This is a genomic window from Streptomyces sp. NPDC050743 (assembly GCF_044456925.1).
Classification (GTDB): Bacteria; Actinomycetota; Actinomycetes; order Streptomycetales; family Streptomycetaceae; genus Streptomyces.
This window is the reverse complement of the sequence record NZ_JBITGJ010000010.1, coordinates 100,350-113,455: the sequence shown is the minus strand read 5'-3', so window position 1 is coordinate 113,455 and position 13,106 is coordinate 100,350. Positions and strand designations below refer to the sequence as shown.

Annotated in this window: 12 protein-coding genes; 2 read left to right on the top strand and 10 right to left on the bottom strand. The window is 69.7% G+C overall.

All coding sequences use genetic code 11. The features are described 5' to 3' along the window. Positions 1-7: 7 nt before the first annotated feature. The 3 genes from ACIBJF_RS13765 to ACIBJF_RS13755 all read right to left on the bottom strand — a co-directional run bounded on the left by ACIBJF_RS13765 (position 8) and on the right by ACIBJF_RS13755 (position 2,883). Positions 8-1,066 carry an ABC transporter substrate-binding protein gene (locus ACIBJF_RS13765; protein WP_399173907.1) on the bottom strand — a complete coding sequence of 353 codons (1,059 nt, stop codon included), beginning with the start codon at positions 1,064-1,066 and terminating at the stop codon, positions 8-10. A 133-nt stretch (positions 1,067-1,199) separates the two neighbouring features. Next, positions 1,200-2,078 carry an ABC transporter permease gene (locus tag ACIBJF_RS13760; RefSeq protein WP_399173906.1) on the bottom strand — a complete coding sequence of 293 codons (879 nt, stop codon included), beginning with the start codon at positions 2,076-2,078 and terminating at the stop codon, positions 1,200-1,202. Next, on the bottom strand, positions 2,068-2,883 hold the full coding sequence (locus ACIBJF_RS13755) for an ABC transporter ATP-binding protein (RefSeq protein WP_399173905.1): 816 nt from the start codon (positions 2,881-2,883) through the stop codon (positions 2,068-2,070). Before ACIBJF_RS13755 ends, ACIBJF_RS13760 begins: the two co-directional genes overlap by 11 nt. A 158-nt stretch (positions 2,884-3,041) precedes the next feature. On the opposite strand from ACIBJF_RS13755, the gene ACIBJF_RS13750 reads away from it, so the two are divergent. Then, positions 3,042-3,734 (top strand): response regulator, encoded by a 693-nt coding sequence (locus tag ACIBJF_RS13750; RefSeq protein ID WP_399173904.1) that lies wholly within the window; start codon positions 3,042-3,044, stop codon positions 3,732-3,734. A 27-nt stretch (positions 3,735-3,761) separates the two neighbouring features. On the opposite strand, the gene ACIBJF_RS13745 is transcribed toward ACIBJF_RS13750, so the two are convergent. The 6 genes from ACIBJF_RS13745 to ACIBJF_RS13720 all read right to left on the bottom strand — a co-directional run bounded on the left by ACIBJF_RS13745 (position 3,762) and on the right by ACIBJF_RS13720 (position 11,399). Then, entirely contained in the window at positions 3,762-5,354 is a 1,593-nt protein-coding gene (locus ACIBJF_RS13745) for a cation acetate symporter (RefSeq protein ID WP_399173903.1), read from the bottom strand. Then, positions 5,351-5,899, bottom strand: coding sequence for a DUF485 domain-containing protein (locus ACIBJF_RS13740; protein WP_399173902.1), 549 nt, complete (start codon positions 5,897-5,899; stop codon positions 5,351-5,353). Before ACIBJF_RS13740 ends, ACIBJF_RS13745 begins: the two co-directional genes overlap by 4 nt. A gap of 69 nt (positions 5,900-5,968) precedes the next feature. Further along, on the bottom strand, positions 5,969-6,658 hold the full coding sequence (locus ACIBJF_RS13735) for a response regulator (RefSeq protein WP_390680852.1): 690 nt from the start codon (positions 6,656-6,658) through the stop codon (positions 5,969-5,971). Next, positions 6,655-7,806: a sensor histidine kinase gene (locus ACIBJF_RS13730; protein ID WP_399173901.1), complete on the bottom strand. Its 1,152-nt coding sequence runs from the start codon at positions 7,804-7,806 to the stop codon at positions 6,655-6,657. Before ACIBJF_RS13730 ends, ACIBJF_RS13735 begins: the two co-directional genes overlap by 4 nt. Beyond that, positions 7,803-8,324 (bottom strand): DUF1453 domain-containing protein, encoded by a 522-nt coding sequence (locus ACIBJF_RS13725; RefSeq protein ID WP_399173900.1) that lies wholly within the window; start codon positions 8,322-8,324, stop codon positions 7,803-7,805. The genes ACIBJF_RS13730 and ACIBJF_RS13725 overlap by 4 nt, the downstream gene beginning before the upstream one ends. 951 nt (positions 8,325-9,275) lie before the next feature. Next, positions 9,276-11,399 carry a DNA topoisomerase IV subunit B gene (locus ACIBJF_RS13720; RefSeq protein WP_351805913.1) on the bottom strand — a complete coding sequence of 708 codons (2,124 nt, stop codon included), beginning with the start codon at positions 11,397-11,399 and terminating at the stop codon, positions 9,276-9,278. A gap of 439 nt (positions 11,400-11,838) precedes the next feature. Here ACIBJF_RS13720 and ACIBJF_RS13715 point away from each other — a divergent pair, with 439 nt between their 5' ends. Continuing rightward, positions 11,839-12,069: a hypothetical protein gene (locus ACIBJF_RS13715; protein ID WP_399173899.1), complete on the top strand. Its 231-nt coding sequence runs from the start codon at positions 11,839-11,841 to the stop codon at positions 12,067-12,069. A gap of 101 nt (positions 12,070-12,170) precedes the next feature. On the opposite strand, the gene ACIBJF_RS13710 is transcribed toward ACIBJF_RS13715, so the two are convergent. Further along, positions 12,171-13,031, bottom strand: a complete 861-nt coding sequence (locus ACIBJF_RS13710; protein ID WP_399173898.1) for a serine protease — start codon at positions 13,029-13,031, stop codon at positions 12,171-12,173. Positions 13,032-13,106 lie beyond the last annotated feature (75 nt).

Below are 13,106 nucleotides of genomic sequence, written 5' to 3'. Positions count from 1 at the left end.
GACTCGTCTACTTGGCAGCGTCGACGAATTCGGTCGTGTACGTCTTGCTCAAGTCGACCTTGGCGTTCTTGATGTTGGGGTTGAACGACTTGAGGACCTTCTCGACGGTCTCCGGGCCGCCCTGCGGCATCACGCCGTCGTCGGTGAACATCGGCAGCGTGCTCTTGATGGCCTGCGCGTAGAGCGTCTTGCTGCCCTGGGAGTAGTCGGCGGGCATCTTGGCGGCGATCTCGTCGGCGCTGTGGGTGGACATCCACTTGAGCGTCTTGACGAATGCGTTGACCAACTTCTGGACGGTGTCCTTGTGTCCGTTCACCCAGTCCGTCTGCATGTACAGACTCGACGACGGGTACGGCCCGCCCAGCGCCTTCTGCGAGCCCTCGGGGGTGCGCATGTCGATGAGGACCTTGCCCACCTTCTTGTCCAGGATCGTCGCGACGGTCGGGTCGGTGGTCATGCCGCCGTCGATCGCCCCCTTCTGGAGGGCCGCGATGAACGTCGGCCCGGCCCCTACGGCGACGGGGCTGAACTCGTTGACCTGCACGCCGTTCTTGACCGCGAGGTACTTGGTGAGGAAGTCGGTGGAGGAACCTAGCCCGGTCACGCCCAGCTTCCGGCCCTTGAAGTCCTTGGGCGACGTGAGGTCGCCGGCCGCCTTGTTCGAGACCACCTCGACCTCGCCGGGCGCGTGCGAGAACTGCACGACCGACTCCACGGACTTGCCCTTGGTCTGCAGGTCGAGGGTGTGGTCGTAGAAGCCGACCGCCCCCTGCACCTGGCCGGAGACGAGCGCGGTCTCGGCCTGGACACCGGCGGGCTCGCTGAGGAGTTGGACGTTCAGACCCTCCGCCTGGAAGTAGCCGAGGCGCTGGGTGAGCATCGCGGGCAGGTAGATGACCTTGTCCAGGCCACCGACCATGATCTTGACGGTCTCGCCCTTGCCGCCGCCCGAGTCGCTCCCGGTGTCGGTCGTGGAGCTCGCCGCGTCGTTGGCACAGGCGGTGAGGGAGGAGAGCGCGAGCAGGCCTGCGGCGGCGAGGGAGGCGTATCTGGCGGTGTTGCGCATGCGGTTCACGTCCTTGTGAGAGGCGGTACGGGGAAGGCGTGGGGGGCTGGTCCGGGGGCCGGGGATGGCCCAGGGCGGGGCCGGGGATGCCCGGTGAGGGGTGGTGGGGTCGCTGAGGGCGGTGAAGGGCCGGTCAGCTGTCGGAACCGGTGGGCTTCCAGCGGAAGATGCGGCGCTCGGCGAAGGTGAGCAGTCCCTCGGCGGCGAGGGCGACGACGGCGAGGATGACCATCGCGGCGTAGACGCCGGCCGCGTTGAAGGTGTTCTGCGACTGCGCGACGAGCAGGCCGATGCCCTTGGTCGCGCCGATGTACTCGCCGACGATGGCGCCGATCAGGGCGAAACCGAAGCTGACGTGGAGGCTGGTGAAGATCCACGAGGTGGCCGAGGGGATGACCACCTGGAGCGTCACCCGGCGGTCGCTGGCGCCCAGGATGCGGGCGTTGGCCACCAGGTTGCGGTCCACCTCACGGGCGCCCTGGAAGGCGTTGAAGAACACCGGGAAGAACACGAGCACGACGGCGGAGGCCACCTTTGAGGACGGGCCGAGCCCGAACCAGATCAGGAAGATGGGCGCCAGGACGATCCTGGGGATCGAGTTGAGCACCTTGATGTATGGACCAAGAACCTCGGCGAGCAACCTGATCCGCCCGAGTGCGATACCGAGGAGCACACCGGCGACCACACCGATGACCCAGCCGAGCAGTGCCTCGTAGAGCGTGTACCAGATCTGCTCGCCCAGCGAGCCGAGCGCGGTTCCGTGCATCACCCAGGTCGAGATCTGGTCCCAGATCTTCGACGGCATCGAGAAGTTGAACGGATCGATGATCTTCGCCCGGGACAGCCCCTCCCACAGCCCGAGGACGGCCACCAGCAGCAGCACACGCACGGTGACGACGAGGGCCTTGCGGCGGCGGGCGGCCTGGGCGCGGGTCTGCGCGCGGTTCGTCTTGTCGACGGGCTCGGTCCTGGCCAGTGCGGCCCGGGCCTCGGGCATGACGTCAGGCGACACGGGCGGCACCCCTCTCGCGGGTGATGCGGACCTCTTCGCCGAGGGACTCCCAGATCTCGCGGTAGATCTCGATGAACCGCGGCTCCAGGCGCACCGACTCCACCTTGCGCGGCCGGGGCAGGTCGATCTCGAAGACCTGCTTGACGGTCGCGGGTCCGGCGGTCATCACGACGACCTTGTCGGCGAGCGCGATGGACTCCTCCAGGTCGTGGGTGACGAAGACGACGGAGGCGCCCGTGCCCTCCCACAGTTCCAGCAGTTCGTCCGACATCAGTGCCCGGGTCTGCACGTCCAGCGCCGAGAACGGCTCGTCCATCAGCAGGATCTCGGGGTCGTTGACGAACGTGGCGGCGAGCGCCACGCGCTTGCGCTGACCGCCGGAGAGCTGGTGCGGGTAACGGTCCTCGAAGGCGGCGAGGCCGACACGGGCCAGCCATTCCCGGGCCTTCTGCCTGGCCTCGGCCTTCGGCACGCCCCGGAAGCGGGGGCCGGCCATGACGTTGGACAGGACCGTGCGCCAGGGGAAGGTGGCGTCCTGCTGGAAGACGAAGCCGACCTTGTCGCCGACGCCCTCGACCGGCTCGCCGGCCACCAGCACCTCGCCCTCGGTGGGCTCCTCCAGGCCGCTGACCAGCGTCAGCGTGGTGGACTTGCCGCAGCCGGTCGGGCCGACCACGGCCACGAACTCGCCGCGCTCGACGGTGAGGTCCAGACCGCGCACGGCTGTGTGCAGTCCCCCTGACGGGGTTCTGAAGATCTTGCTCGCGCCCCGCAGCTCGATGGCGGGGCTGGTGTGTGCGCTCATGGCCCGGGACGGTAGGTGTGGCCCCGGCCACAGCAGGAGTCTTGTGAGCGCAAGCCGTTCTTTTGCTCGCAAGAGCCTGTTGTGCTCTTTTTGCTCGCGCTACAACTGCGGAGCCGAAACACGGGCTTAACGCCCGGCGGCCTTGGAGGAGAGGCCTGATGATTGACGTCCTGGTCGTGGACGACGACTTCCGCGTCGCCGAGATAAACGCCAAGTACGTGGGGAAGGTTCCCGGCTTCCGGGTGACCGCCCGCGCGCACAGCGCTGCCCAGGCCCTGGCTGCCGTCGAACGAGGCACCATCGACCTGGTCCTGCTCGACCACTATCTGCCGGACCAGACGGGTCTCGACCTCGTGCACCGCATGCGCGAGCAGGGCCACGGCACCGACGTCATCATGATCACAGCGGCCAGCGATGTGACGACCGTCCAGCAGGCGATGCGCCTGGGCGCCCTGCACTACCTGGTCAAACCCTTCACCTTCGCCGCCCTGCGCACCCGCCTGGACTCCTATGCCGCGCTGCGGCGCACGGTGGACCGGGTCGGCGGCCGCGGCCTGGCGGGGCAGGAGCAGGTGGACCGGATCTTCGGTGCGCTGCGGACGTCACCCGCACCGTCCGCGCCCGGCCTGCCGAGCGGCCACTCGGAGCCCACGACCGATCTGATCTGCGGCGTCCTGCACCGCGCCGACCAGCCGCTGTCCGCCCACGAGGTGGCCGCCAGGACCGGCCTGAGCCGCTCCACGGCCCAGCGCTATCTCCGCCACCTGGAACAGGCCGGCCGGCTCCGGCTCTCTCTGAAGTACGGCGACACCGGCCGACCGGAACACCGGTACGCCTGGGTGGCGCCGTAGCGACCCGTACGAGCCGCTGGTGACCGGCTACACGGCACCGGCGCCGGTCAGCGACCGAACCTCCGTCTCCGCGTACCTGGCCTCGTCCGCGACCTCCTCTGAGGTGACGGTGCCGAGCCAGCCGGCGAGGAAGCCGACCGGGATGGAGACGATGCCCGGGTTCTGCAGCGGGAAGTACTGGAAGTCGACGTCCGGGAACAGCGAGGTGGGGCTGCCGGACACCACCGGGGAGAGCAGCACCAGTCCGAGCGCCGGGATCAGCCCGCCGTATACGGCCCACACCGCGCCCCGGGTGGTGAAGCCGCGCCAGAACAACGAGTAGAGCAGCACCGGGAGGTTCGCCGAGGCGGCGACGGCGAAGGCGAGGCCGACGAGGAAGGCGACATTGAGGTCACGGGCCAGCAGACCGAGCGCGATCGCCACGACGCCGATGCCGACCGCCGCCCAGCGCGCCACCGCCACCTCGCTGCGCGCCTTGCCGCCCGAGCGCCGCAGCGACGCGTACAGGTCGTGCGCCACCGACGCCGAGGAGGCGAGGGTGATACCCGCGACCACGGCGAGGATCGTGGCGAAGGCGACGGCGGCGACGACCGCGAACAGCACCGTGCCCCCGGTGGACCCCGCGCCACCGCCCAGATCGAGAGCGAGCAGCGGTACCGCCGTGTTCCCGGCCGCGTTCGAACCGCGCACCGCATCCGTCCCCACCACCGCGGCCGCCCCGAAGCCGAGGACGATCGTCATCAGGTAGAAGCCGCCGATCAGCCCGATGGACCACACGGCGGAACGGCGGGCGGCCCGCGCGGTGGGCACGGTGTAGAAGCGGGACAGGATGTGCGGCAGTCCCGCGGTGCCCAGTACGAGAGCGAGTCCCAGGCTGATGAAGTCGAGGCGGGCGGTCCAGGTCCCGCCGTACTTCAGGCCCGGCGCCAGGAACGCCCTTCCGTGACCGCTGCGGTCCGCGGCCGTGAGCAGCAGGCGGTCGACGTCGCCGTGGAAGCGGAGCAGGACGAGGACGGTCAGCGCGATCGTGCCGCTCAGCAGCAGGACCGCCTTCACGATCTGGATCCAGGTGGTGGCCCGCATCCCTCCCAACGACACGTAGATCACCATGAGCGCGCCGACCCCGATGACCGCCCACGCCTGAGCAGCCCCGCTCGTCCGCCCCAGCAGCAGCGCCACCAGACTGCCCGCGCCGACCATTTGCGCCACCAGATACAGAACGGACACCGTGACCGAGGAAGTTCCCGCGGCGATCCGCACCGGCCGCTCGCTCATCCGCGCGGCCACCACGTCGGCCAGGGTGAACCGCCCGCAGTTGCGCACCAGTTCGGCCACCAGGAACAGCACGACCAGCCAGGCCACCAGGAATCCCACGACGTACAGCATCCCGTCGTACCCGTACAGCGCGATGAGTCCGGTGACCCCGAGGAAGGAGGCGGCCGACATGTAGTCACCCGCGATGGCAAAACCATTCTCCATGGGAGAGAACAGCCGCCCTCCGGCGTAGAACTCCTCCGCCGAACCACGCCGGCGACGGCTCACCCACGTCGTGATCCCGAGGGTGACGGCCACGAAACCGCTGAACAACAGCAGCGCCAGCGTCTGATGATCGCCGGTCACAAGGCGCCTCCCCGCGCTTCGCGGGTCAGTTCCTGGGTGTCCCAGCGCAGTTCCAGCGCCGCCCGGTCCCGGCGCAGCCGCGCGTGCCGGGCATAGGCCCAGGTCAGCAGGAACGTGGTGAGGAACTGTCCGAGCCCGGCCAGCATGGCCATGTTCACCGCTCCCGCCACGGGCCGCGCCATGAGCCTCGGTGCGGTCGTGGCGGTGACCACATAGCCCACGTACCAGGCGAGAAAGGCGGCGACTCCCGGCACGACGAACCGCCGGTACCTGGTGCGCACCTCCTGAAAGGCCGCGCTGCGCTGCACCTCGACGTACACATCGCGTGCCCGAACCGCCGCTGCGCTCCCCTCCCGGCGAGCGGGTGGCACCGCCGGCGCCGAAACGCCGGTGCCTTCCAGCTCGCCCCAGCCGGAGGCCAGTGCGTCGTACCAAGGGTCTTCGTACGTCACGTCGCGGGCGGGCGCGCCGTGGTCTTGCCGGTTCTCGGACGAACTCTCGGGGCCGCCCCCCATGCCACGGGCACGGCCATTGCTTGACTGCATGCCCAAGGATGGACAGATCGGGAAGATCCCTGACTCTTCTTCCTCCGGCTCTTCACCCCATCAGGTGAGTCACTGCGTGGGCGGCCGTACCAGCCCCTTGCTGTAGGCGTAACGCACCGCCTGCGCCCGGTCCTTGAGGCCCGTTTTGGAGAAGAGGTTGTTGATGTGTGTCTTCACGGTCGCGGTCGACACATGCAGCTTGCGGGCGATCTCCTGATTGCTGAGTCCTTCGGCGATCAGCAGCAGCACCTCGGTCTCCCGCGCGGTCAGACCGTCGGGCGGCGCCTCGACGGTCGCCGGCGGGCCGGGCTCGGGCTGTGACAGCCGCTCCAGCAACCGGCGCTGGACACTGGGCGCCAGACCTGCTTCCCCCGACAGCACGCTCTCCACGGCACGCACGATCTCGTCACCGCCCGCGTCCTTGGTCAGATACCCCCGGGCGCCGGCGCGCAGCGCGGGGAACAGCGACTCGTCGTCCGCGTACGTGGTGAGCACCACGACCTGGGTCCCGGGGTACTGCGCCCGGATCCGCCGGGTGGCCTCCACACCGTCGCAGCGGGGCATCCTGAGATCCATCAGGACCACGTCCGGGGCCAGTTCCCCGACCAGCCGCACCGCCTCCTCACCGTCTCCCGCGGCACCCACGACCTCCACCCCGGGCAGCAGCCCGAGCAGCATCACGATGCCCTCCCGGACGACGGTCTGGTCGTCGGCGACCACCACACGTGCGGGCTTCTTCTCCCCCTCCGTCTCCGTCATACAGGTACCTTCAGCGTCACCACGAACCCCTCCTCCTCGGGCCGCGCGTCCAGTGAGCCGCCCAGGAGCTCGGCCCGCTCGCGCATACCCAGCAGACCGTACCCGGCTCCGGATCCCGTGAGTTCGCCCGGCCGCCCGCCCGTGTCCCGAACGTCCAGCGTCACTTCGTGCTCGCTGTAGTCGAGCCGCAGGTGCACCTTGGCGCCGTGAGCGTGCTTGCGGACGTTCGTCAGCGCCTCCTGCGCGACCCTGCGCACGGCCTGGGAGGCCTCGGCCGGCAGGGGTCTGCGCTCACCCGTCACGGTGACCTCGGCGCCGTCGGCCCCGCTGACGAGTTCGCTCAGGAAGTCCTCCAGCGGGGTCAGCTCGCCTCGCAGCGCGGACAGGGCCTGCCGGGTCTCGGCGAGTCCGTCGCGGGCCATGCCCCGGGCGGCCACCACCCGCTCCAGGATGCGGTCACGGTCCGCGCCCTTCTCGATCAGCAGCCGGGCCGCCTCCAGGTGCACCAGCTGCGCCGAGAGGCTGTGGGCCAGCACGTCATGGATCTCCCGTGCGATGCGGGCACGCTCGGCCAGCGCCGCGGACTCCGCCTCGGCGGCCCGGGCGGCGCGCTCCTGGGCGAGCAGTTGCTGCGCGTGGCCGCGGGCTTCGGCGTCCAGCCGCAGGACGTAGCCGGCGAGGGCCATGCCCGCGACCGAGGCGGCCGTGGTCAGCCAGACGTCGTTGCTGAAAGCGGCGTATGCGGCCAGGCCCACCGTGGTCACCGGAGTCGCGGCCGCGAGCGGCAGCCGTTCCAGGGCGGCGATCCCACAGCCGCACCAGATCACGAGGGCCGGTCCTCTGAACCCCGTGGCCTCGGCGGCGACCGCCATGCCCGCGAGTGCGCCCATCAGCATCAGGGAGGGCACCAGCCGGTGCTGGTAGGTGGTCCTGAAGAAGGACCAGGCAAGGAGAGCAGCGACGAGGACCCCGGCCATCGCAGCGAGTCCGCCCCAGAGGCCGACGTGTCTCTGGTTGTACGCGCCCCACAGGAGCATGCCGATCACCAGGCACCTTATGGACCAGGCGATCAAACGCCGGGGCCGGGAGATTCCCTCGCGGCCGAGCGCCTCCCGTGACGGCCAGCGCGTCCAGGCGTTCTCCTTCACGCGCGCTCCCTCCTGACCGACCGCATGCCGTCACCGTACGCCGGGGCGGGGTGGCTCGCGGTGCCGAGGGACTGCGCCCGCCAGACCAGAATTCCGCCGCGGACCAGCAGAGTGGCTGCGAGAGCGCACATCAGGGCGGAGCTGTCCTGGCGCAGGCCGAGCGCGGCGCCGACGGCGTAGACACCGATGCGCAGAGCTATGCCCACGATCCATACCGCAACGCTCGCCTTGGTGCTCGTGGTCCACACGACGCCGTCCGGTTCCGTCCAGATGCGGGTCGTCCATGCCCAGCCGGCGCCCATGGCCACACCGATGAACAGCTCCACGGCGAGCAGCACGGCGGATTCCGCACGGTGGTGGACGTCGAGGATGCCGGGCTCGCGCAGCGCCAAGACGGCGAGGACCACGGGGATCAGCCACCAGCGCCGGTCGGTGTTGATCGCGCGGGCGCGGAACTGCCGCACGATCACTATGGCGGCGACGGCCACGATCGCCAGCGCGTTGACGAGCCCGGACATGAAAGCCTCCGTGAGCGAGAAGGTCCCCTCGGGAGCGGGTACTGCCGACACCTACGAAGCTACGGAAAAGCGCAGGTCGGGAGATCGGAGCCGGGGTGGATCACGGGTGGAAACCCGGAACGGCTCTTCTCCACCCACGGGTGTAGATCCCGCGGGTGGATACCGCGCCGGAGCGGAGGCGGAGGCGGAGGTCGGTCGGGGCAGGGGTTTCGCCCACTGACTGGGAGCGGCGCGGGCTCCTGGCAGACAGTGCCGGTGACGGGGTGGCCGCGGAGCCCGGCACCGCGCTTGGCGGGTACCCGTCAAAAGCGTCGGGCCACCCAAAGCTCACGACGACTCGGCCTGGGAGGCATGGGATACCGGGAATGGAGAGAGCCGACGCAAGCGTCCGCGAGCGCCCAGGAGCCCCGACCGCACCCGGCCGGACCAAGCCTTGTCCGGCCCGACGGGATCAGGCCATGTCCGGCCCGGCAGGAACAGGGTCTGCCCGACCCGGCAGGAACAGGGCTGTCCGACCGGCGGAAACAGGGCTTGTCCGACCCGGCAGGATCACGCCCCGCCAGGCCCAGCACGATCGGCCCACGCACGTCGACAGTGAAGCCGGCGTCGCCGGTGGGCGCCAGGATGTGGCGTCGGCGATCAGCGACCGGCCGTCGCGGTCGAAGGCGTGGTCTGCCGCGTCCCGACCGCGGCCCATCGGCCGCCGCAAGCGACCGGCGAAGTAGTCCATCCGCCAGGCGGCGAAAGCCCAGCTGACTGACCCCGGAGCCCACAGGCCACCGCAGAAGCCCGCGGGCGACGGCAAAATACCGCCCGGCCGACCGGGAGCACACGGCCGGCGGAGGCAGACCACTGTCCCCCTCCGCCGGCCACCAATCCCCGTCGCCCGCCCCGGCCCCCCGGGTCAGCCCGCCCCAGGCCGACCGAATCGGCCGAGGCCCAGCGCAGCGGCTACGCGTCGATGCGCGACCGGTCCAGCGTCGCAGCGGAGCTGGAGATGAACTCCTTGCGCGGCGCCACGTCGTTGCCCATCAGCAGGTCGAAGACCTGCTCGGCGGCCTCGAGGTCGGACAGGTTGATCCTGCGCAGCGTGCGGTGACGCGGGTCCATCGTGGTCTCGGCCAGCTGATCGGCGTCCATCTCACCCAGACCCTTGTACCGCTGGATGGAGTCCTTGTACCGGATGCCCTTGCTCTGGAACTCCATCAGCTTGTCCCGCAGCTCGCGGTCGGAGTACGTGTAGACGTACTTGTCCTGGCCCTTCTTCGGCTGGACGATCTCGATGCGGTGCAGCGGCGGCACGGCGGCGAAGACCCTGCCGGCCTCGACCATCGGCCGCATGTAGCGCTGGAACAGCGTGAGCAGCAGGCAGCGGATGTGGGAGCCGTCCACATCGGCGTCGGTCATCATGATGATCTTGCCGTAGCGGGCCTGGTCGATGTCGAAGGTGCGGCCCGAGCCCGCTCCTATGACCTGGATGATCGCGCCGCACTCGGCGTTCTTGAGCATGTCCGTCACCGACGACCGCTGCACGTTGAGGATCTTGCCCCGGATCGGCAGCAGCGCCTGGAACTCGGAGTTCCGGGCCAGCTTGGCCGTACCGAGCGCGGAGTCGCCCTCGACGATGAACAGCTCGCTGCGGTCGACGTCGTCGCTGCGGCAGTCGGCGAGCTTCGCCGGCAGGGACGAGGACTCCAGGGCGGTCTTCCGGCGCTGGGCGTCCTTGTGCTGGCGGGCCGCGACGCGCGTGCGGGCGGCGGCCACCACCTTCTCCATGACGACCCGGGCCTGCGCGGCGGCGTCCCGCTTCGTGCTGGTCAGGAAGGCCTTGAGCTCCTTGGTGACCACGTTGTTCACGATGCGGCGGGCCGCCGAGGTGCCCAGGACCTCCTTGGTCTGGCCCTCGAACTGCGGCTCGGCCAGACGCACGGTCACGACGGCGGTGAGGCCCTCGAGGGCGTCGTCCTTGACGATGTTGTCCTCGGCCACCCGCAGCAGCTTCTTGGCGCGCAGCACGTCGTTGAACACACCCGTCACGGACTGTTCGAAGCCGGAGACGTGGGTGCCGCCCTTGGGGGTGGCGATGATGTTGACGAAGGACCGGATGGTGGTGTCGTAGCCGGTGCCCCAGCGCAGCGCGATGTCGACGCCCAGTTCACGGGTGACCTCGGTCGGGGTCATCTGGCCGTGCTCGTCGAGGACGGGGACGGTCTCCTTGAAGGTGCCCTTGCCCGAGAAGCGGAGGATGTCGCAGACGGGCTTGTCGCCCGCCAGGTACTCGCAGAACTCGCTGATGCCGCCGTCGAAGCGGAAGGACTCCTCGCCCTTGCTGCCACCCTCGCCCAGGCCGAACTCGTCGCGCACGATGATCGTCAGACCCGGTACCAGGAAGGCGGTCTGCCGGGCGCGCTGGTGCAGGTTCTCCAGGGAGAGCTTGGCGTCCTTGAGGAAGATCTGCCGGTCGGCCCAGTACCGCACGCGCGTGCCGGTACGGGTCTTGGGGATCTTCTTGGTCTTGCGCAGGCCGCTCTTGGCCTCGAACTTCGCGTCGGCGCCGTCGGCCGCGAAGGCGCCGGGCACGCCACGGCGGAAGCTGACGGAGTGCGTGTGGCCACCGCGGTCCACCTCGACGTCGAGGCGGGCGGAGAGGGCGTTGACCACGGAGGCGCCGACGCCGTGCAGACCGCCGGAGGCGGCGTACGAACCGCCGCCGAACTTGCCGCCGGCGTGCAGCTTGGTCATGACGACCTCGACGCCGGACAGGCCGGTCCTGGGCTCGACGTCCACGGGGATGCCGCGGCCGTTGTCGCGCACCTCCACGGAACCGTCGTCGTGGAGGATCACCTCGATGCGGTCGCAGACGCCCGCGAGGGCCTCGTCCACGGAGTTGTCGATGATCTCCCACAGGCAGTGCATCAGACCGCGGCTGTCGGTCGAGCCGATGTACATGCCCGGGCGCTTGCGCACGGCCTCGAGGCCCTCGAGGACGAGCAGGTGCCGCGCGGTGTAGTTGGAACCGTCCCGGTCTGCTCCTGCCAGCAGCGCTGTGGACGGCACGGACGTGTCGGCGGTCACGCGGTTCGCTCCTCGCTGAATTTCAGTTGGCCCCCTACTGGGTAGGGGACGGCTTCGGTCGCCGCTCAGAGGGTACCGAGGCCTGGTAGGGCCGGTGTAACGCCACCCTCGTCGTGAACTCAGACTAGTCCAGGCTCGCATACATGTTCGATCCCTCGATGGAGTGAAGTACATATCACGTTCCCTTCGAGGCATGAACCATTTAGGCTCCGGGCACGTCCTCCTGAACAACAGGCAACCCGGCCTGGAGGACCGAAACACAACACTGCGCGAAACCGTAAGCACTACAAGAGACGCACTACGGCACATTCGCCGCCAACCGGCAGCAGACAGCCGCCCCGGAAGATTTTTTCCAGGAAAAGCCACGAGCGGGAACGTTTTCGGGCTGGTTGGATGTTGACCCTGGTACGACAGCTCGTCGAGCTAGAGAAGAGGCGACGTGACTACTGTTCTGACCCCCGCGAGCCCGTTGACGGCCGCCGATCGCTGCGACCGCTGCGGCGCCCAGGCATACCTGCGCGTCGTCCTGCTCAGCGGCGGAGAACTGCTCTTCTGCGCCCACCACGGTCGCAAGTTCGAGCCGGAACTCAAGAAGATCGCCGCTGAGATACAGGACGAGACGGAGCGGCTGACGTCCGCTCCGAGCCCCGATTCCGAAGAAGAGCGCTGAATCTCGCACACACGACGAGCCAGCCCCGGTACAGGCCGGTGAACGGGCGGCCGCTCCTGTCCAGGAGCGGCCGCCCGTGCTCATATCCCGATGCGAGCGCGTCAGGAGCGTCCGTGGGGCGCCTCGCGGCTCTGTGAGGCCGCCTCCAGCGCTCTCACGACGCCGGAGACGCGCGTGTACACGCCAGGGCTGCCCGGCCTGCCACAGCCGCTCCCCCATGACACGAGGCCGATCAGCCGTCCTTGTGCCACCAGCGGCCCGCCGCTGTCTCCCTGGCAGGCGTCCGGGCCCCCGCCGGTCTCCCCGGCGCAGAGCATGCTCTCGGGCCGGTAGGTGCCGTCGGGACCGCCCGGATAGGCGCGGGCGCAGAGGTCGTCGGGCAGCACGCGCATGTGTGCGGCATGGAGCCGGCGCGCATAGCCGCCCCCGCCGGTCGTGTCACCCCATCCGGCGACCGTGGCCTGCGTGCCCGGCGTGTAGGCCGGATCGCCTGCGCCGGCCATGCCGATGACCGCGCTCTGCGGCAGCGGCTTGGCGAGGGTGAGTACGGCGAAGTCGCCGGCGTTGGTGCCGGTGTCGTACCCCGGATTGACCCATGCGTCGCGTACGGAGACCTCCTGCCCCTCACCCGACAGCAGATCGGTGCGGCCCGCGATGACCCGGAAGTCGCGCACGCGGTTCGGGGGCCCCCCGAGGACGTCCTCGGCCAGACAGTGGGCCGCGGTGAGCACCGCCGTACGCGCTACCGCCACGCCGCCGCAGAACTGGCCCGCCCGGGTACCTCCGAAACGGTCACGGCTGGACAGGGCGACCGTCCACGGGGCCTGGGAGACGTCTATCGGAAAGCCGCCGACCACGACGCTGTCGGCGGCCACGGGAACCGCGCTCACCAGGGGTATGGCGGCCACGGCGGCCGCCAGGGCCAGTGGCCGGATCAGTGCCTGGGCAACGGTACGGCGCATGCAGTCTCCTCACTCTCGGGTGATGCCGGAACACCCAGAGTGATCCACTTCGGGCTCGCGCGCAGCACGAAGGCC

Excerpts from the sequence above, each read along its gene's own strand:
- ACIBJF_RS13725 (WP_399173900.1), bottom strand. The coding sequence starts at position 8,324 with ATGTCCGGGCTCGTCAACGCGCTGGCGATCGTGGCCGTCGCCGCCATA.
- ACIBJF_RS13750 (WP_399173904.1), top strand. The coding sequence starts at position 3,042 with ATGATTGACGTCCTGGTCGTGGACGACGACTTCCGCGTCGCCGAGATA.
- ACIBJF_RS13710 (WP_399173898.1), bottom strand. The coding sequence starts at position 13,031 with ATGCGCCGTACCGTTGCCCAGGCACTGATCCGGCCACTGGCCCTGGCG.
- ACIBJF_RS13765 (WP_399173907.1), bottom strand. The coding sequence starts at position 1,066 with ATGCGCAACACCGCCAGATACGCCTCCCTCGCCGCCGCAGGCCTGCTC.
- ACIBJF_RS13740 (WP_399173902.1), bottom strand. The coding sequence starts at position 5,899 with ATGCAGTCAAGCAATGGCCGTGCCCGTGGCATGGGGGGCGGCCCCGAG.
- ACIBJF_RS13755 (WP_399173905.1), bottom strand. The coding sequence starts at position 2,883 with ATGAGCGCACACACCAGCCCCGCCATCGAGCTGCGGGGCGCGAGCAAG.
- ACIBJF_RS13735 (WP_390680852.1), bottom strand. The coding sequence starts at position 6,658 with ATGACGGAGACGGAGGGGGAGAAGAAGCCCGCACGTGTGGTGGTCGCC.